This window comes from Paenibacillus sp. J22P277 (assembly GCF_059383675.1).
The window spans coordinates 748,433-767,910 of record NZ_JBXENS010000001.1 but is presented as its reverse complement, the minus strand read 5'-3'; the positions used below and the strand labels follow the sequence as shown (position 1 = coordinate 767,910).

At 58.9% G+C, this 19,478-nt stretch carries 14 protein-coding genes; 12 read left to right on the top strand and 2 right to left on the bottom strand.

Going from position 1 to position 19,478, the window contains the following annotated elements; genetic code table 11:
* Positions 1-194 precede the first annotated feature (194 nt).
* The 4 genes from AC50YL_RS03900 (at position 195) to AC50YL_RS03885 (ending at position 5,906) form a co-directional block, all read left to right on the top strand.
* Entirely contained in the window at positions 195-1,115 is a 921-nt protein-coding gene (locus AC50YL_RS03900) for an ABC transporter permease (protein WP_494829441.1), read from the top strand.
* 90 nt (positions 1,116-1,205) lie between these two features.
* Entirely contained in the window at positions 1,206-2,069 is an 864-nt protein-coding gene (locus AC50YL_RS03895) for a carbohydrate ABC transporter permease (RefSeq protein WP_494829796.1), read from the top strand.
* A gap of 55 nt (positions 2,070-2,124) precedes the next feature.
* Positions 2,125-3,762 (top strand): ABC transporter substrate-binding protein, encoded by a 1,638-nt coding sequence (locus AC50YL_RS03890; protein ID WP_494829439.1) that lies wholly within the window; start codon positions 2,125-2,127, stop codon positions 3,760-3,762.
* 77 nt (positions 3,763-3,839) lie between these two features.
* Complete coding sequence (locus tag AC50YL_RS03885) at positions 3,840-5,906, top strand: beta-galactosidase (RefSeq protein ID WP_494829438.1); 2,067 nt, start codon at positions 3,840-3,842, stop codon at positions 5,904-5,906.
* A gap of 187 nt (positions 5,907-6,093) precedes the next feature.
* Here AC50YL_RS03885 and AC50YL_RS03880 read toward each other — a convergent pair whose 3' ends face one another.
* Positions 6,094-6,606 carry an SRPBCC domain-containing protein gene (locus AC50YL_RS03880; RefSeq protein ID WP_494829794.1) on the bottom strand — a complete coding sequence of 171 codons (513 nt, stop codon included), beginning with the start codon at positions 6,604-6,606 and terminating at the stop codon, positions 6,094-6,096.
* Positions 6,607-6,952: 346 nt separating this feature from the next.
* Between AC50YL_RS03880 and AC50YL_RS03875 the strand changes: the two genes are divergently transcribed.
* From AC50YL_RS03875 to AC50YL_RS03860, 4 genes are all read left to right on the top strand, one after another.
* Positions 6,953-7,960 (top strand): LacI family DNA-binding transcriptional regulator, encoded by a 1,008-nt coding sequence (locus AC50YL_RS03875; RefSeq protein WP_494829436.1) that lies wholly within the window; start codon positions 6,953-6,955, stop codon positions 7,958-7,960.
* A 57-nt stretch (positions 7,961-8,017) separates the two neighbouring features.
* On the top strand, positions 8,018-9,808 hold the full coding sequence (locus AC50YL_RS03870; protein WP_494829434.1) for an L-fucose isomerase: 1,791 nt from the start codon (positions 8,018-8,020) through the stop codon (positions 9,806-9,808).
* Positions 9,809-9,923: 115 nt separating this feature from the next.
* Positions 9,924-12,383 carry a GH116 family glycosyl-hydrolase gene (locus AC50YL_RS03865; RefSeq protein WP_494829433.1) on the top strand — a complete coding sequence of 820 codons (2,460 nt, stop codon included), beginning with the start codon at positions 9,924-9,926 and terminating at the stop codon, positions 12,381-12,383.
* A 276-nt stretch (positions 12,384-12,659) separates the two neighbouring features.
* Positions 12,660-13,550 (top strand): glycoside hydrolase family 43 protein, encoded by an 891-nt coding sequence (locus AC50YL_RS03860; RefSeq protein ID WP_494829431.1) that lies wholly within the window; start codon positions 12,660-12,662, stop codon positions 13,548-13,550.
* Between the two features lie 311 nt (positions 13,551-13,861).
* On the opposite strand, the gene AC50YL_RS03855 is transcribed toward AC50YL_RS03860, so the two are convergent.
* Complete coding sequence (locus AC50YL_RS03855) at positions 13,862-14,716, bottom strand: helix-turn-helix transcriptional regulator (protein ID WP_494829429.1); 855 nt, start codon at positions 14,714-14,716, stop codon at positions 13,862-13,864.
* Positions 14,717-14,944: 228 nt separating this feature from the next.
* Between AC50YL_RS03855 and AC50YL_RS03850 the strand changes: the two genes are divergently transcribed.
* The 4 genes from AC50YL_RS03850 to AC50YL_RS03835 all read left to right on the top strand — a co-directional run bounded on the left by AC50YL_RS03850 (position 14,945) and on the right by AC50YL_RS03835 (position 19,409).
* A complete protein-coding gene (locus tag AC50YL_RS03850) occupies positions 14,945-15,751 on the top strand; it encodes an SDR family NAD(P)-dependent oxidoreductase (protein ID WP_494829427.1) in 807 nt (268 codons plus the stop codon).
* Positions 15,748-16,521, top strand: coding sequence for an SDR family NAD(P)-dependent oxidoreductase (locus tag AC50YL_RS03845; RefSeq protein WP_494829425.1), 774 nt, complete (start codon positions 15,748-15,750; stop codon positions 16,519-16,521). The genes AC50YL_RS03850 and AC50YL_RS03845 overlap by 4 nt, the downstream gene beginning before the upstream one ends.
* Positions 16,522-16,607: 86 nt before the next feature.
* Positions 16,608-17,225 (top strand): TetR/AcrR family transcriptional regulator, encoded by a 618-nt coding sequence (locus AC50YL_RS03840; RefSeq protein ID WP_494829423.1) that lies wholly within the window; start codon positions 16,608-16,610, stop codon positions 17,223-17,225.
* 270 nt (positions 17,226-17,495) lie between these two features.
* A complete protein-coding gene (locus AC50YL_RS03835; protein ID WP_494829421.1) occupies positions 17,496-19,409 on the top strand; it encodes an LTA synthase family protein in 1,914 nt (637 codons plus the stop codon).
* Positions 19,410-19,478: the final 69 nt, after the last annotated feature.

Sequence of the window (19,478 nt, the reverse complement as noted above, 5' to 3'; positions counted from 1 at the left end):
GTGTTCGCACTTATACATTCAAAGAAATCAGAACTACAACAGCGATTGGAGACCCATACCGACCGCAGGTCATGCCCTTTTTACCGCGTTTTTTAACATCGTAGAATAAGTACTATTTTTAGTTGCTCGCCTGAATGTGACCCGCCCGCCGGATTGCTTATAATCGAAGCAAGAGACATCAAGGAGGGAAACACATGAATCGAAGCGGCTTCTGGGGCGACGTGGCGCGCTATCGGACCTTGCTGCTCATGCTGCTGCCGGGCGTCCTGTTTTTTCTGCTGTTCGCCTATATTCCGATGACCGGCATCGTGTTGGCGTTCAAGCAGTTTAATTACGACGGCGGCATCTTCGGCAGTCCATGGAACGGCCTGGACAACTTCAAGTTCTTCTTCGATTCCGGGGACGCCTGGACCGTCACGCGCAATACGGTGCTGTACAATGCGGCTTTCATTCTGGTCAACAATCTGCTGCAAATCATCATCGCCATCCTGCTCTTCGAGGTGGCAAGCAAGTGGTTCCGCAAAATTTTCCAAACCATGCTCTTCCTGCCCTACTTCATCTCGTGGGTCGTCGTCGGCGCTATCGCCTACAACCTGTTCAACTTCGATTACGGCACGATCAACGTCTTCGTGAAAGCGCTCGGCTTCGAGCCGATCGATATTTATAACACGGCGGCCTACTGGCCGGTGCTGCTCGTGATCGTGTCGGCCTGGAAAGCCGTCGGTTACGGATCGATTATGTACCTGGCCGCCATCACGGGCATCGATACGGAGATGTACGAAGCCGCCCAGATCGACGGCGCGAATATATTCCAGCGGATCCTGAAGATCACGATTCCGAATCTGTACCCGACGCTGATCATTCTCATTCTGCTGGCGGTGGGCAATATTTTCCGGGGGGATTTCGGCATGTTCTACAACATGGTCGGGAACAACGGCATCCTGTTCTCGTCGACCGACGTCATCGATACGTTCGTCTTCCGCTCGCTCACCGCGTCGAACGACATCGGGATGTCGGCAGCCGCCGGCTTCTACCAATCCGTGCTCGGCTTCGCGACGATTCTGCTCGCCAATTACGCGGTCCGCAAATACGACAAAGACCGCGCATTGTTTTAGGGAAGGGGTTAGAACTTGAGCGCACAACTATCTCATACGCCGGGCGCGGCTCAGACGACTCGGGCTGCTTTAAAGGGCAGGGGCGACCAACTGCTGCTCGCGGTCATCGGTTATACGGTTCTTGCGGTCGTTTCCCTATTCTGCCTGCTGCCGTTCATTCTGGTGTTATCGTCGTCGCTTACGGAGGAAAGCAGCATCATCGCCAAAGGCTTCCAGCTCTTCCCGACCGCGTTCTCGGCGGAGGCGTACAGCCTACTGTTCCGTTATCCGGAGCAGATGCTTCGGGCTTACGGGGTTACGATCGGCGTGACGGTCATCGGTACGGCGGCCGGGTTGTTCCTGACCGCGATGACGGCATATGTGCTTTCGCGCAAGGACTTCAAGTGGCGCAACCGGTTCTCGTTCTTCTTCTTTTTCACGACGCTGTTCAGCGGCGGGCTCGTTCCCTGGTACCTGCTGATCGTGAATTACCTCGATCTCAAGGATACGTTCATCGTATTGTTGCTGCCGATGCTGCTGAACGTTTTCTATATCATCGTCATGAAGTCATTCATGAGCAGCATTCCTGAAGCGATTACCGAATCCGCGAAAATCGACGGCGCAGGCGATTTCTTCATCTTCATCCGGCTGATCGTGCCATTGTCGAAGCCGGCGCTTGCTACCATCGGATTGTTTATCGCGCTCGCTTATTGGAACGACTGGTACAACGCGCTGCTGTTCGTCTCCAATGATCATTTGATGCCGCTGCAGTATTATTTGTACAAAATGCTCGGCAACATGGACGGCATGCGCAAAGCGCTGATCAGCTCCGGCGCGGTCGTCTCGATCGATATTCCGACGGAAAGCCTTAAGATGGCGATGACGGTCGTCGCGATCGGCCCGATTCTGCTGGCGTATCCGTTTATTCAGCGGTATTTCGTGCAAGGCCTCACGATCGGCGCCGTCAAAGGATGATCTCAGGGCAACCTGGTTATCATTATACAAATCTTCCACAGGGGGAATACAAGACATGCATTCGAAACGAAAACCCAAATCCGCTTTCCTGCTGCTTGCGATCGTATGCGTCATGACTTTGCTGCTCGGTGCTTGCGGCAACGGCAATAACGGTAACAACGGCAACGACGCGGCCAACGCGCCGGCAAGCGATGCCCCGGCGGACGACGCGAACGCGAAGCCGGCGAACGAACCGGCCAACGAGCCGGCGAATAAGCCTGCAGACGACACGTCCGGCAAGCCCGACACGTCGAAGGAAGTCAAGTTGAAGATGATACTGATCGGCGGCCAGCCGGTCGATTATAAGCCGGTGTTCGACGAGCTGAACAAGAAGCTGAAGGAAAAGATCAACGCGACGGTAGAGGCGGAATTTCTGGACTGGGCGGAATGGAACCAGAAGTACCCGCTCAAATTCGCGGCCGACGAAGATTTCGATTTGGCCTATACGGCGAACTGGGCGTACTACAACGACCAAGCGCTGAAGGGCGGCTTCCTGGAGCTGACGGACGACATGCTTCAGACCTATGCGCCGCAGACATGGGCGGCCATGCCGAAGGTCGCTTGGGATCAAGCGAAAATCAACGGAAAGCTGTACATGATTCCGAACAACAATATCGAGATCACGGATAAAGTCGTGCTGTACCGCGAAGATCTTCGCACCAAATACGATCTGCCTGAAATCAACAGTCTGGAATCGTATTCGAACTACTTGAAAGCGGTTGCGAAAAACGAGAAGGGCATCGCCGCTTACGGCGCCAAACCGGCCGACGGCTGGAAATTCCACGAGCTGGATCAAGCGACGCTGGAGCAGGAGAACGATTGGCATGTCAATGACAGAAGGCTGCCGCTCGCGTACGATCTGGACGATCCGACAGGCAAAGTGTTCGACGTGTACGATACCCCGGAATTCAAGCAGCTTGCTGCGTATTACAAGGATCTGGCGGATAATGGCGCTTGGTCGAGAAACATCGTCAGCAACAAGAACGATGTCTGGCAGGACATGAAGGCAGGCAAGGTATCATCCTACGCGCAAAACCTGGGAACGGTTGCCGCGAACCTGGCCGAGGCGCGCCGCGATACGCCGGACATTCAGTTCGCGATCGCCGATCTCACGCCGGACAAGAAGAAGCTGGCGGCCATCTCGACGCAGAACGGCATGGCCATCCATTCCAGTTCCAAAAATCCGGAACGCGCCTTGATGCTCGTCGATTTGCTGCAGAACGACAAAGAACTTCATGATCTGACGATGTACGGCCTATCCGGGACGCACTACGAGCCGCAGGGCGACGATAAGTACACGGCAGGACCGAGTGCCGCCAACTTTACGGGCTTCTCGAATTGGGGTTGGAATTCGCTGCTCAACCGCAAGGACGCGTCCTACCCGAAGGAAGCGGACGACATTTTCAACGCCTGGCAGCCGAAAATATTCCACTTCCCGCTGGAAACGTTCGTATTCGACGACTCCAAGGTGAAGTCGGAAGTGTCGAACATCGGCAACGTCATGGTTCGCTATGCGATTCCGCTGGAATACGGCATCATCAAGGACCTGGACAAAGGCCAAGCCGATCTGATCAAGCAATTGAAGGCGGCCGGCATCGATAAGGTGCAGCAGGAAATGCAGACCCAAATCGACCAATTCCTCGCCGCTCATTAACGATTAACCGCAGGGAGGGGACCAACGTCCCCTCTTTTCTCTGAACGCGGCAATTCAATCCTGGGAGATGATTCGTGATGACCACCAAGTTTCCGCCGATTAGCGCCAAGCTGCCGGTATTCATGCACGGCGCGGATTACAATCCGGACCAATGGCTGCACGATCCGAAGATATTCGAAGAAGACATTCGCTTGATGAAGCTGGCCGGCTGCAACGTCATGGCCGTCGGCATTTTCGCGTGGGCGAAGCTGGAACCCGAGGAAGGCGTGTTCGATTTCGGCTGGTTGGATCATGTGCTGGATACGTTTGCCGAGAACGGCATCTTCGCCTGGCTGGCGACGCCGAGCGGCGCGCGGCCGACCTGGATGTCGCAAGCGTATCCGGAGGTACTGCGCGTCGGCGCGAATCGCGTGCGGAACCTGCACGGGCTGCGGCACAATCATTGTTATTCGTCTCCGGTTTACCGCGAGAAGACGGCGATCATGAACGCCAGGCTTGCCGAGCGGTACGGGAATCATTCCGCTGTCGTCGGTTGGCATATTTCGAACGAATTCGGCGGGGAATGCCATTGCGAGTACTGCCAGGAAGCGTTCCGCGGCTGGCTGAAGGACAAATACGGCACGCTGGACGCGCTGAACCTGGCGTGGTGGACGACGTTCTGGAGCCATGCCTATACCGCTTGGTCGCAGGTCGAGTCGCCCGCGCCTCACGGCGAAACGATGGTGCACGGCCAGAATCTAGATTGGAGACGTTTCGTTTCCGATCGGACGCTGGACTTCTACAAGCATGAAATCGCGCCGCTCAAAGCCGTCAATCCGGAGTTGCCCTGCACGACGAATATGATGGACCTGTTCGACGGGCTGGACTACCGGAAGTTCGCCGCCGCATTGGACGTCATCTCCTGGGATGCTTATCCGACCTGGCACGAAGCGAAATCGGACGGCCATGTCGCGTCCTGGTTCGCCTTCAATCACGACTTGTTCCGTTCCTTGAAGAAGAGGCCGTTCATGCTGATGGAGAGCACGCCGAGCCTGACGAACTGGCAGGCGGTCAGCAAGTTGAAGCGGCCGGGCATGCACCGTCTGTCCTCGCTGCAGGCGGTCGCGCACGGGTCCGATACGGTCCAATATTTCCAATGGCGCAAAAGCCGCGGGTCCAGCGAGAAATTCCATGGCGCGGTCGTCGATCATGTCGGCCATGAGCATACCCGGGTATTTGGCGACGTGGCAGAGCTAGGCAGGACGCTGGCCGGCCTCCCGGAGCTGATCGGCACGCCCGTTCCGGCCGAGACCGCGATCCTGTTCGATTGGGATAACCGCTGGGCAGTCAACGACGCACAGGGACCGCGCAACTCCGGCCTTCATTACGAACGGACCGTGATGCAGCATTACCGGGCCTTATGGGAAATGGGCGTTCCCGCGGATATCGTGGGGTCGGACGATGACTTCGGCGGATATAAGCTGCTTCTGCTGCCGATGGCGTATTTACTGCGGGAGGAGACGGGGGAGAAGATCGAGCGCTTCGTCCGGAACGGCGGAACCGTGGCTATCACGTATTGGTCCGGTGTGGTGGACGAGCACGACCTCTGTCATCCGGGAGGCTTCCCTGGTCCGCTGCGCGAGACGGTCGGCATCTGGGCGGAAGAGATCGACGGTCTTTACGATGACGACCGGAACGCGCTTGTCATGCAGGACGGGAATGCGCTTGGATTCGGGGGCGCTTACGAGGTGGGGGAGCTCTGCGAGCTGATTCATGCCGAAACGGCCGAGGTGCTTGCGGTATACGGGAACGACTTCTACGCGGGCCGGCCGGCATTGACGGTCAATGCGCTGGGACGGGGAAAGGCGTATTATCAGGCTGCGAGGGTGAGCGACCCCGCCTTCTATGCGGCTTTCTACGGCAAGCTTGTCGCAGAAACAGGCGTAAGGCGGACGATCGACGCCGCGCTGCCGGAAGGCGTAACGGCGCAGCTGCGCCGCGACGGCGAGCGCGATTACGTGTTCCTGCTGAACTTCTCGGGCGCAGCGGCCGCGCTGGAGCTGGACGATCGGCGTTACGAAGACGCCGAAACAGGAGAAGCGGTCTCTTCGAAGCTGGAACTGCCGGTCAACGGCGTGCGCATCCTGCGGCGGGAGACCACGTGAATCCGGTAGTACGGCCAGCGAACAGAAAGTACGGTCAGTGATCAGACTAGGCTTTCGACAGCCGGCCAGACCGGTAGAATGAAGACCTGCCGAAGGTACTCGGCTCGAGGCTTCCGGCGATGTCCCGACACATGGCAAAAGCCGTCCCTTGCCGGGACGGCTTTCTTCATTAGAAATGCTTATTCGATTATTGCTGGGAAGCCAGATGCTCGGCGAGACGGTCCCACGTTTCGGTGATGCCTTGCTCCATCCCCATTTCGATGACCTTTCTGAGCGCTTCCTCGGATTCGTAGCGCGAGCGGCTGACCAGTTTCGTCGCGCCGTCCTGCTCCACGAACGTCATCGTGACATGCGAGGAAGGCATGTTTTCGACCTTGCTGCCTTCGGCATCCGAGAAGTAGTCGACATAAACGATTTTCGCCGCTTCGACAATATCCTCGTAAACCGCTTTGCCCCACGATTCCATTCCGAAGAAGTCGCCTTGGTTCGGGTCCATGCATTTCATGCAATAGTGCCAAACGCCGCCCGGACGGAAATCGACCGTGCATGCCGTCAGGTCCCAACCGCGCGGTCCCCACCAGCGCTTCAGATGCTCCGCGTCGGAGAATGCTTGGAAGACCAGCTTGCTCGGCGCTTGGAACACGCGCTCCAGAATAAGTTCTTGTCCTTCTACGGTTGCCGTCATTTGATTCGCCATTATAATTCCTCCTAAATGAATGGGATGGGCGCAGCCCGTTAACCGAAGCGGTATCATGGTGTTTTGCCTGCCGATTTTTGTCATCGGCCGTGCTTTCAATAAGAATATATTCAATTAGGAATATTCCTGTCAAGGAATATTTAGGCGTTTTCCTTTTCTTCATAATGATGTTGGCAGCGAACGGCGATTTGCTCGATTTATTCTCGGGTTGCCTAACGGAAGCATGTCCGGAGGCGGGTTGTTGATTTGTCGAACGATTAGGGATTGACAGTAAACGTCAATCGTTGTAATCTCTTCATGTAATCGATTACGTAAACGGTTACACAACATGTTTAGAGGTGAATGAGGTTTGTCCAAAGCAACAATCAAACAAGTCGCGGCCGAGGCCGACGTATCGACGGCCACCGTGTCCCGCGTGTTGAACGACAACGGCTACGTCAGTCCGGAAGTGAAAGAGCGCGTCTTCGCCGCCATTGCCAAGCTGAATTACCAGCCCAGCGCGATCGCCCGAAGCTTGAAGCAGGATAAGACGTTCATGATCGGCATCATCGCGCCGGATATTTCCAATCCGTACTTCATGGGCATATCCAGGGGTATCGAGGACGTCGTAGGGCCGGAAGGGTTTCAACTGCTCTTCTGCAGCTCCGACGAGGCGCCGGAGAAGGAAACGAGACTGCTGCAGCTGCTGCACGAGAAGCGCGTCGACGCGATCGTGCTGGCGACCTCAGGCGGCAGTGCGGCGACCATCAACGCCCTGATCGGCAACGGGCAGCGGATCGTCTTGATCGACAGGCGGCTGGAAGCGGGCGGCGAGACGCCGGCGCTGGATTTGGTGGCGGAGGACAACGCGAGCTGCGCGTACGATCTGACGCGGGCGCTGCTGGACGACGGTCATGTCCGTATCGGCATCGTGAACGGCTTGACCCGGGTCAGCACGGGGCGCGAACGGTTGGAAGGCGTGCTTCGGGCTTTGAAGGAGCGCGGCGCGGAAGATAAGCTGCTGCTGTACAGCGGGGATTTCTCCACGGACGGCGGCGTCGGGGCCGTTCAGCGGTTCTTGCGGGAGAAGGAGCGGCCGACGGCCATCGTGTCCCTGAACAACCGGATGAGCCACGGCGTGCTGCTCGAGCTGGTGCGGAGCGGTCTGCGGATTCCCGGCGACATGGCGGTCGCGTCCTTCGGCGAAGTGGAGGCGGGCCAACTCTTGAAGGAGCCGGGGCTCTATTACGTGGATCAGGCGCCTTACGAGATGGGACTCCGGGCCGGCGAGATTTTGCTGCGCCGCATCCGCGGGGAGAACGGGGCGCTTGAACCGGCAAACGAGATTTTCCGCCATGAAATCAAGCAAATGCGTTGACGGCAATTCATGCATATCTCGAAGGCAATTCAACTCGGAACGAAAGAAGGAATGAACATGGACATCCATATTGGGAATCGGCTGCAGGGCGGCCTGCCGGCAATCGGCATCCGGCCGATCATCGACGGCCGCCGCGGCGGCATCCGCGAGTCGCTCGAAGACGTGACGATGGAGATGGCGCGCGGCGCCGCCGCGTTCCTGTCGGAGAATCTGAGACACGGCAACGGCCTGCCCGTCGAATGCATCATTGCCGATACCTGCATCGGCGGCGTGGCGGAAGCGGCGCGAGCGGAGGAGAAATTCGCGCGGGCGGGGGTGGGCCTGACCATCTCGGTCACGCCGTCCTGGTGCTATCCGACCGAAACGATGGACGCCCATCCGACGCGGCCGAAGGCAATCTGGGGCTTTAACGGAACGGAGCGTCCGGGCGCGGTGTATCTGGCCGCGGTGCTGGGCGCGCATAACCAGAAGGGACTCCCGGCCTTTTCGATCTACGGCCGCGACGTCCAGGATATCGGGGATACGACGATCGCGCCGGACGTGCAGGCGAAGCTGCTGCAGTTTGCCAAGGCCGGGCTTGCCGTCGCGACGATGCAGGGCAAGTCTTACCTGTCGATGGGCTCGGTATCCATGGGCATCGCCGGCTGCATCGTCGACGAGACGTTCTTCCAGCGTTTCCTCGGCATTCGCAACGAATACGTGGACATGACGGAATTCGTGCGCCGCATGGAGCTCGGCATCTACGACCATGCCGAATACGAGCGCGCCTTGGCTTGGACGAAGGCGAACTGCAGGCCGGGCGCCGAGGTCAATCCGGAGCATCTGCGGCGGACGGCCGAGCAGCAGGCGGGCGACTGGGAAACCGTCGTGAAAATGGCGCTGATCGCGCGCGACCTGATGATCGGCAATCCGAAGCTGGACGACATCGGCTACGGCGAGGAAGCGCTCGGACACAACGCAATCGCCGCCGGGTTCCAAGGCCAGCGCGCGTGGACGGACTATTTCCCGAACGGCGACTTCATGGAAGCGATGCTGACGTCTTCCTTCGATTGGAACGGCATCCGCGAGCCGTTCATGCTGGCGACGGAGAACGATACGCTGAATGGCATCACGATGCTGTTCGGCCACCTGTTGACCGATGCGGCGCAGATCTTCGCGGACGTGCGCACGTATTGGAGCCCGGATGCGGTGAAGCGGGTAACGGGGCATCAGCTGGAAGGCAGGGCGGCGGGCGGCATCATTCATCTGATCAATTCCGGGCCGGCGGCGCTCGACGGCACGGGCCGTCAGACGATCGGCGGCCAGCCGGCGATGAAGCCGTTCTGGGGTATCACCGAGCAGGACGTGGAAGCCTGCCTGGAGGCGACCCGGTGGAGCCCGGCGGTCGATTTCTTCCGCGGCGGCGGCTTCTCGACGGACTTCACGACGCGCGCGGGCATGCCGGTCACGATGGCGCGGATCAACCTGGTCGCGGGTCTCGGGCCCGTCCTGCAGCTGGCGGAAGGCTACACGGTCGAGCTGCCGGACGACGTGCACGACAAGCTCGACCAGCGCAGCAACCCGACCTGGCCGACGACCTGGTTCGTGCCGAACCTGACGGGAGAGGGATTGTTCAAGGACGTGTACGCCGTCATGAACAATTGGGGCTCCAACCATGCGGCGGTCAGCTATGGCCATATCGGCGGCGAGCTTCTGACGCTGGCGTCCATGCTGCGCATTCCCGTCAGCATGCATAACGTCGCGGAGGAGCGCGTGTTCCGTCCGAGCATTTGGAGCGCGTTCGGCGGCATGGACCCGGTCGGCGCGGATTTCCGGGCGTGCCAAGCGCTGGGACCGCTGTACCGGTAGCAGCAAGGCAGCACGCAGCACGAACAGGGCACGGCAGTTTGTCCGCCGAGAGGCCGCGCCGAGCAGGACGATCATTCGCAGGAATCCATTCATTCGGAAAGCGAAGGTGTTATCGATGATCGAGACGAAGGAACAGGTTAAGGCCGGCCGCGGCCAACGCACGTATTCCGGAGACGCCAGGGAAGCGCTCTTCCCGCTGGGGGGCATCGGCACGGGCAACATTTCGCTCGGCAGCCGAGGCGAGCTGCGGGATTGGGAGATTTTCAACCATCCGGCCAAAGGCACGTACATGCCCAACACGTTTTTCGCGATTCGCGTCGAGCAGGAGGGCGGGCAGCCGGTCGCCAAGGTACTGGAGTCCAAACTGCTGCCGCCGCACGCGTTGTCGCACGGTTATCACCCGCTCACGGGCGCGGGTCTTCCGCGCTTCGACGAGTCCGAGCTGATCGGCACGTACCCGATGGCGCGCGTCGTCTTCCGCGACGCCGAGCTTCCGGTACAGGTGGAGTTGGAGGCGTTCACGCCGATGATGCCCCTCGATCCCGAGAATTCGGGCATTCCGGGCGCCTCCTTGACATACCGCGTCACGAACACCGGCGATCGTCCCGCGGAGGTCGTCATCGCGGGCTCGCTCATCAACCCTGTCGGCGGCTTGAAGTACGACAAGTTCGGCAATTTGCATCACGCGATGCCCTGCGGGCAGAACGTAAACGCGTTCCGGCAGGATGCGGACATCTCGGGCTTGTATTTCTCCTCCGAGAAATGGGCGCCGGGCGATCTGAATTTCGGCAATCTGTCGCTCCTGACCACGGCGTCCCGCCTGACCGTGAAGCGGGCTTGGCTGCGCGGCGCATGGTACGACTTCCTGCAAGAGTTCTGGGACGATTTCGTCGCCGATGGCCGGCTGACCGATCTCGGGTACGAAACCCCGTCGGAGGAGCATCGAACCGACACGGGATCCCTCGGCATCGTCGAGACGCTCCAGCCGGGCGAGACCAAATCGTTCCCGTTCGTGCTGTCCTGGTACTTTCCGAACCGGCTCAACGGCTGGTCCGACCATATCAAGGATGCCCGACCGGGGCACGAGACGATCCGCAATCATTATGCGACGCGGTTCGCGGATTCATGGGAGGCGGGCGCGTATCTGCTGCGCGGCCTGGAGGGGCTTCGCGAGCGGACGTCCGCGTTCCGGGACGCGCTGTTCGGCTCGTCGCTGCCGGCCGAAGTCATCGACGCCATGGCCGGCAACATGCCCGTGCTGCGGAGCACGACCTGCTTCTGGCTCGAGAACGGCAAATTCCTTGGCTACGAAGGCACGTTCGACGACGGAGGCTCCTGCGACGGGAGCTGCACGCATGTATGGAACTACGAGCAGACGCTGGCTTTCCTGTACCCGACGCTCGAGAGGACCATGCGCCGCGTCGAGTTCCTGGAGGAAGTCGACGCCTCCGGCAAGATGGCTTTCCGGGCGATGCGGATGTTCGGCTGCGAATGGCGGTGGGGCGAGAGTGCCGGGCCGGCCGCCGCGGACGGCCAGCTTGGTTCGGTCATGCGCGTATTCCGGGAGTGGAAGCTGTCCGGCGACGGGGATTTCCTGCGGGAGCTATGGCCGAACGTGAAGCTTGCGCTGGACTTCGCCCTTCCGCATTGGGATCTCGACGGCGACGGTGTCATGGAGGGCGAGCAGCATAACACGTACGACATCGAATTTTACGGGCCGAATCCGCTGACCGGCTTCATGCTGCTCGGGGCGTTGAAAGCCGGCGAAGCGATGGCTCTGGGCCTCGGCGACGCGGAAGCAGCCGAGCGATACGGCAGCGCTTGGCCGCGCAGCTCCAAACGGCTCGGAGAGCTGACCTGGAACGGGGAATATTTCGTACAGGTGCTGGATGACGTTAACGCCTACAAATATCAGCATGGCATCGGCTGCTTGTCCGATCAGCTGCTCGGCCAGCAGCTGGCGCATCTGTACGGGCTCGGCCATCTGATGGAAGAAGACCGGCTGAAAAGCGCGATCATGGCCGTTTTCCGTCACAACTACAAGTCCGATCTCAATGATCATGTAAACTGCCAGCGGGTCTATGCGCTGCACGACGAGCAAGGACTCGTGCTCTGCTCCTGGCCGAACGGCGGACGGCCGAAACTCCCGTTCGTCTACTCCGACGAGGTCTGGACCGGCATCGAATACCAGGTGGCGACGAATCTCATCTACGAGGGCTTCGTCGACGAGGGCCTGACGATCGTGAAGGCGGTCCGCGACAGGCAGGACGGCTACCGGCGCAATCCGTGGAACGAGGTGGAATGCGGCCATCACTACGCCAGATCGATGTCGAGCTGGGGGCTCTTGATCGCGATGACGGGCTTCCGGTTCGATATGGCGGCGGGCAGCATGTCGTTCGAACCCGTTCAGCCCGCGGACGATTATCGGACGTTCTGGAGCACGGGCCGCGGCTGGGGCGTCTACCGCCAGGCCAAAGATCCCGCCACCGGCGAATGGAGCTTCGGCGTGGACGTGCTCGGCGGAGATATGAGCGGCGTAGTCGTTCACGCTTGCGGTCAGACGATTCGGCTGTAAGCGCTTCGGAGCATACCGCCGGAGCCGCAGCCTCAAGGCAGGGAAGTTCGCGCACGCAAGCCATGCGCCTCCCGGGAATTCGCTTGGACCGTTTCGCGGCCATTCGCCCGGAACGGTCTTTTCTACGTTGCGGCCGGGCGCGCTGCGTTCGGCTTTTCCTTCTATATGATGGCGCGGCATTGCGAAGACACAATCACATCGGCATGGACAAGCTCCGCCCGGGCTTCGTATAATCACGGGTGAGAACAATAATCCGATTTTGGGAGGAATACCAAGTTGAGAGGCATCGTCAATCCCATCGTACCCGGCTTTTATGCCGATCCCGAAGCGAGAACCTATGAAGGCCGCCATTGGATCTACGCGACCCGATCTATCACGGAGTATACGAAACAAATGAACTTGGATGCCTTCAGTTCCGCCGATCTCGTCAGCTGGGAGAAGCACGAGAGCATCATCGCGATGGAAGATTTCCCTTGGATTTGGCGGGCCGTGTGGGCGCCGACGATCATCGAGAGCAAAGGCCGTTACTACCTCGTGTTCGCGTCCAACGACATTCAGAACGACGAGGCGGTCGGCGGGCTGGAAATCGCGGTGTCCGATACGCCGGAAGGCCCTTTCCGCGGTTATTCGGGCAAGCCGCTGATCGATCGCTTCATACATGGCGCCCAGCCGATCGACGCGCATCTGTTCAAGGACGACGACGGGACGATCTATTTGTATTACGGCGGCTGGAGCCATTGCAACGTCGCCAAGATGAACGAGGACATGACGGGTTTCGTTCCGTTCGAGAACGGCGATCTGCATCGCAGCATAACGCCGGCGGGCTACGTGGAAGGACCGTGCATGGTCAAGAAAGACGGCTTATACTACTTCATGTGGTCCAAGGGCGGCTGGACGAACGGCACCTACAGCGTCGATTACGGCGTTAGCGACAGCCCGCTCGGCCCGTTCGCGCCGAAGGGAACGGTACTGCAGCGCCAAGAACCGATCGCGGAAGGCCCGGGACATCACGGCTACCTGCATTTGCCGGAGAGCGACGAATGGCTGATCGTCTATCACCGCCGCATCATCGGCGACACGGATCCCGGCAGCCGCGTGCTGTGCATCGACCGGATGGACATCGATGGCGGCGCGATCGCGCCGGTGACGATGACGAACGCCTGGTAGATCGCGATTTTTCCGTAGACGGCTGCGGGGGATTCCGTGCTTTTTATAAAATCGGTTTCTTCTATAAGAAGTCGTCTTATTTAGCTGGTTTTTCTTTTTTGGAACTGCTTTTTTCTTCAGACCCGATTTTTCTTCTTCAGACCTGCATTTTCGACAAAAGGCCTGCTTCGCGATACGAAGCAGGCCTTTTGTCGCTACGGGCGGCGCGACCGACCGTCAATGCCGGTCGGATCGCGCCGCGTCTTGTTAGTTGTCGCTGAATCGTGGCGAATGGCCGGATGTCCGGACAGTCCCATGCTGCCCGTACGGAGCTAGATCGTGCGGGTCAGCTTCCGGAACTGCAGCGCGGTCATTCCTTCCCACCGTTTGAAGATCCGGCTGAAATAATGAAAGTCCTCGTAGCCGACCTCGGCGGATATCCGTTCGATCGTATGATCGGTTTCGCGGAGCAGCCGTTTGGCTTCCTGATGGCGCACGGATTGGACGAACTTGTTCGGCCCGACGCCCATCAGGGCTTTGAACTGCCGGCTCATGTAATCCTCGTGCACGAGCAGGAATTTGGCCATCTCCGCGCTCGACCATCTGCGGCTGTAATGACGCCGGATTTCATCCGCGAGCGCGAAGAGCGGCTGTTCGTATTTGGGGTGCGGTCGTCTCGCGGATTCGCTGCCCGGCCGGACGAGCAGGGTGAAGAGCTGGAGCAGCATGGCCTTGCAGGCCGCGTCGTAACCCGGCAGCCGTTCCTGCCATTCCTGGATGACGCCCTCGAGCAGGGAGACGATCCGCGCCGAGACGTTGGGATAATGAACCTTCGCGAGCAGCGGCTTATCGAGCGAATAGGGGACGGCGCTGAAGGCCGACGGGTTGATCTGGCTCTCGTCGACGATGATGTCGTGACTGGCGGAAGCCCCGTCGAAAAAGTCAAAATGAATCCCGAGCAGCTCCGCGTGCGGCTCCGACCGGATGACGACGGCATGCGGCGTCCAAGGAGGAAGCACGAGCAGCGTCCCCGCTCTTGCCGAATGCCTTTCGTTCCCGATCGTGGCCAGGATCTCCCCGTGTTTGACGAAAAGCAGCTCGAAATCGTAGATCCGCCGCTTCCAATGAAAGGTCGGCGTCCGGAGATGATGCCGGGCCCAATGAACGACGGGCGATAGATCGCGCAACGCGCAGGGTCTTGGAACGGCAAAAGGGGAAGCTTCCAAACGGATCACCACCGTACGTTAGAATTACGGAAAAGTCCAAAAAACGGTCATTTTAATGTAAATCCAAGGCGGTTAGCAGAATGGTACCATGTAAGCGCATTCCTTTACAAGCGCAGGAAGGGCGAGACGGCCCATGAACGGGCGGCTCTTGCAAGGAACCGAGTCAAGCCAATCCGAGGAGGCGGTCTCATGATTATCGATTTAAACGGAAAAACGGCGATCATTACCGGGGCGGGAAGAGGTATCGGGCGGCAAATCGCGCTGACGTTGGCGCGGGAAGGCGTCAAGACGGCCTTGCTGGACGTCCGGCAGGAGATGCTGGACGAGGCGGGCGAGCTGTTCGCGGAGCAGGGATTTACAAGCGCGCAATATTTATGCGACGTTCGGGACGCCAATCGCGTAACAGAGGTTGTACGGGAGGTGCAGAGCCTCTTCGGCCGAATCGATATTCTGGTCAACAATGCCGGCGTCGCGAGCGGCGGCGTCGTGGAATCGCTGGGCGAAGAGATCTGGGACCTCAATATGGACATCAATCTGAAGGGCACGTTCCTCATGTGCAAGGCAGTGGCTCCGATCATGAAAGCGCAGAACGGGGGACGCATCCTGAACGCCGCTTCCTTCGCCGCGATCGTGCCCGCTTACGGAAGCGCCGCCTACGCCTCGTCCAAGGCCGCGGTCAAGCAGTTCACCCGCGTGCTGGCGGGGGAGCTGGGACCGTGGAACGTTACCGTCAACTGCTACTCGCCCGGCATGATCCTGACGGAAATGAATCATTTCGCGGACTTGAGCGATGAGCGGCAAAACCGCCTGCTGGATACGCTGACGCTTCGCCGCTGGGGCAGCAAGGACGATGTCGCGAACCTGATTTGCTTTCTGGCCTCGGACCTTGCTTCGTATATCACCGGCACGATGGTCGACGTCAGCGGCGGCAAGCTCGCGACCCAAATCCCGGGCATGGCCTACGAAGCGGCGCGGAAGGACGTGAATTTCCGGTGACGGACATCCTCGGCGTATCCGGCAAGACGATGCTCGTGACTGGCGGCGCGCAAGGAATCGGCCGGGCCATCGCGGAGCGGTTCGCGCAGCACGGCGCGCGGATCGTGATCGCGGATGTGGACGAAGGAGGCGCCGATTTGGCGCGGCAGCTCGCGGAGGCCGGAGGCGAGGCGCATTTCATGCGCTGCGACGTATCCGACTTTCGGCAGATCGAGGCAATGGCGGCGGAAGTGCGGGCGAAGCTTGGCGGCGTGCACGTCCTGGTCAACAATGCGGGCATCTTCCCCCGGGCCGATCTGATGGGCACGGACGAAGCGTTCTGGGAGCGGATCATGGGCATTAACTTGAAAAGCGCTTATATGACGTGCCAGGCGTTCGTGCCGCGGATGATCGAGCAGGGAGGCGGCAGCATCGTCAACATCGGTTCGACGCATGCCAGAAGCGGTGATCCGGCCGCCATGGCGTACGCGGTATCCAAGGGCGGTCTCGTGACCTTGACCCGGAATTTGGCCAAGGGGTTCGCGAAGCACGGCATTCGCGTCAATTGCGTCCAGCCCGGCTGGGTTGCCTCGGAGGGCGAGACGGCCAGGCTTCGCGCGACCGGCGTCGACCCCGACAAAATGTTCGCCGAAGTATCCGCGCGATTGCCGATGGGACGCATCCAGACGGGCGGGGACATTGCGGACAGCGTGCTGTTCATGGCGTCGTCGCTGAGCAGCCAAGTGACCGGCCAAGTGCTTACGGTAGACGGCGGAACGGGCCTGCGATGAGGGTGATCTTCTCATTGACAGAACGAGCGGGCCGGGACTATACTTCTCATTGTACGATCGTTCAACGAAAGCTGGAGGTTACTTGAATGGCGCAACTCACACGAAAAGAACAAGCAACGGCTACGAGAGAGAAGCTACTGGAAACCGCTAAAAACCTTTTCGCTGAGATGGGCTATCACGGCACTCCGGTTCGTGCGATCACAAGGCAAATCCAGAAAGGCGATGGCATTCTCTACCACTATTTTCCGGGCGGGAAGCAAGAGATCATGTCTGTCCTGCTGCGGGAAAGTTTTGAGCATCGCGTGTACGAAATCAAGCAGTTGACGAATGAAACGATCGAACATCTTCCGTTGCGCGAGGCGCTGCTGGCCATCATGGGCAAGATCAACGAGCTGTTTTTGGATGACCTCGATTTGATGCGCATCCTGTTCCGCGAGAACGACTTGCTGGATTTGGAAGAAGCGAAGCAGTTGTCCGTCATGATGTCGGAGCGCGTGGAGTCGATCGCGGATTTCCTGAGGCGCAGGCACGCCAAGGGCGAGATTCGCGCGATGAACTTCACGCTGGCGGCCCGGCAATTGATGTCGATGTGGATGCAGTTCACGTACAGCGCCATTATCGGCATCGCGGTCGTTTCCGAGCCCGATGTCGCCGCGTATCTGGAAGAAATGGTCGATTTCACGCTAAGTCTTTGGCAGGCGTGACGAAATGAAGGAAGGCTGCAACATCATCGGAAAATCCTTGATCGATGGATTTGTGCAAGGATGCAGGATGAGCGATAAGGAAAGCATGAATTTCACTTCGGCTTTGCCTGTATTTTAGGGAAGAAACCGCGTCGCCGCCTGCAAGGGCGGCGTCGGCCGTTTCTTCTTATTTGTTGCATTCGCCGCAGCCGGACGTTCGTCCGGGTCATTCGTCGTTATTTCGAAGCGTTCCGGCAAGCAGTCAGCCGGCGGAGGCTTCACATCAATGGCATGAAGGTGATGAAAAGGATGTTTTGGTCAAAATTGTTAAGTCGGCGTTTTTTGCTGTTTACGCTGTTGTTGTTGATTAAGGGAAGCCTGGTCATGTACGTGGTATTCGACATCGGGTTTTCTTGGGAAACGCTGGTAACGGAGCTTCCGTTCATCTGGATCGTTTTCTGCTGTATCGAGCTGATTGCGCGCAAGCGCAAGGTCGTGTATTATCTCGTTTCGAATTTATTGATTACGCTGCTCTACTTCACGGTCGTCATTTATTACAAATATTACGGGGTCATCGTCACGTACCACGCGCTTCACCAGGCCGATAAAGTAACGAAGGTCGGCGAGAGCACGTATTCGCTGCTCGATCCGTACTACCTGCTCTTCTTTATCGACATCGTCGTATTGGGCGTCGTCCACTTCTGGCCGAAGAAGAAAACCGGTTACGCCTCTTCGTACGACCCGGGCTCGGTGCACAAACGGCTGCTTCCGCGCCGCAGAGCCTCGCTCTACGCGATGATCGTCGCTTCGCTCGCTTTGTGCGTGTTCAACGTTTGGCCGAACCGGGCAAGCATGAACGAGAACAAGCAGGCCGAGGACATGGGGATTCTCAATTACGAGGTCTACACGCTGCTCTCCGATTCGACGGAGAAGCAGGAAGTCGTGGACATGTCCGATATCACGCAATCCAAGATCGACGAGCTGAAAGGCTTCCAAACGCCGGCCGCTCCGAAGCTGTTCGGCGCCGCCAAAGGCAAGAATTTGATCATTCTGCAGATGGAATCGTTCCAGGATTTCCTCATCGGATTGAAGATCGACGGGCAGGAAGTCACGCCGAATTTGAACAAGCTGATGAACGAAACGTTCCATTACGACCGTTTCTACACGATGGCCGGCCAAGGTACGACATCCGACGCCGAGTACGTCGTGAATACGTCGCTCTACGTGCCGCATCACGAAGCCGCGACGGACAAATACGTCGAGAAGGCGCTGCCGAGCCTGCCGAAGCTGCTGCACGCGAACGGCTACGACACGGCGACGTTCCATACGAACGAGGTCCATTTCTGGAACCGCAACGAGCTTTACGCCTCGATCGGCTGGGATAAGTATTACGATCAGCATTTTTACGGGGACGATGACCATATCGCATTCGGCGCTTCGGACGAAATTCTATACGCGAAGACGATTCCGGAGCTTCAGCGGATGGATCAAGCGGACAAACCGTTCTATGCCCAAGTCATCTCCATGAGCGCGCATCATCCGTACAAAATTCCGGAATCGAAATACAAAATGACGCTGCCGGAAAACATGGAAGGCACGCTGGTAGGCAATTACATCCATGCGCAGAATTACGCGGACTACGCGCTGGGCGCCTTCATTCAAGGCTTGAAGGACACGGGACTCTGGGATGACAGCATCGTCGTTATGTATGGTGACCATCAAGGATTGCCGATATACTCGCTGAGCGGCGACGAGAAAGACATGCTGAAGAATATGCTGGGCCACGATTACGGCTATCCCGACATGTTCCGCATTCCGCTCATTCTGAGCGTGCCCGGCGTGACGTATCCGTCCGTGCAGCACGACGTGGGCGGCCAGATCGACATTCTGCCGACCGTGGCGAATCTGCTCGGCGTATCGACTGCCAATCAGATTCACTTCGGCCAGGACTTGTTCAACGAGAGCTCCAACTTGCTGCCGATGCGGCATTTCCTTCCGACCGGGTCGTTCATCACGGACGAGAGCGTGTTCGTGCCCGGCAAGGGCTTCGAGGACGGAACGAACTTCCCGCTTCCGGGAGAGACGTCAACGACGCCGGCAACGGATTCTCAGTATGAACGGGCATTGAATCTGCTGAATTTGGCGGACAGCTACGTGTCGCATCTGCCGCTGAAAGAAGGCACCGCGGTTTCCGCGACGCCGTAATCATTTGCCGAACCTATCCGTTCCGCGACAACCAGAACCGGCAGCTTGCATCGACCATGAAATGCAGCC